1 protein-coding gene is annotated in these 380 nt (G+C 60.3%); it reads right to left on the minus strand.

What is annotated here, in order from left to right; genetic code table 11:
* A partial coding sequence (locus QBJ92_RS20585; protein ID WP_277971553.1) for an integrase core domain-containing protein occupies positions 1-380 on the minus strand: 380 nt, incomplete at both ends.

Here is a 380-nt window from a genome sequence, read left to right on the forward strand (position 1 = left end):
AGGCCGTTTCCGGGGCCGGTGGTCGGTAGCCCAGGCTGCTGTGCGGACGGATCGTGTTGTAATGTCGCCGCCAGGCTTCGATCAGCACCTTTGCCTCGGCGAGGCTGTAGAAGATCTCGCCGTTGAGGAGTTCGTCGCGCAGCGACCCGTTGAAGCTCTCATTGTAGCCATTCTCCCATGGTGACCCCGGTGCAATGTAGAGCGTCTTCACGCCGATCTGGCCGAGCCATTTCTGCACAGCGTTGGCGATAAATTCAGCGCCATTGTCCGACCGTATATGCGCCGGTGGTCCTCGTGTGACGAACAGGTCGGCCAACGCCGCCAGCACCTCTTCATGTTTAAGCTGACGAGCAACGACCAACGCCAGGCACTCCCGACTT

The organism is Sphingomonas echinoides (assembly GCF_029623395.1).
Classification (GTDB): Bacteria; Pseudomonadota; Alphaproteobacteria; order Sphingomonadales; family Sphingomonadaceae; genus Sphingomonas; species Sphingomonas echinoides_A.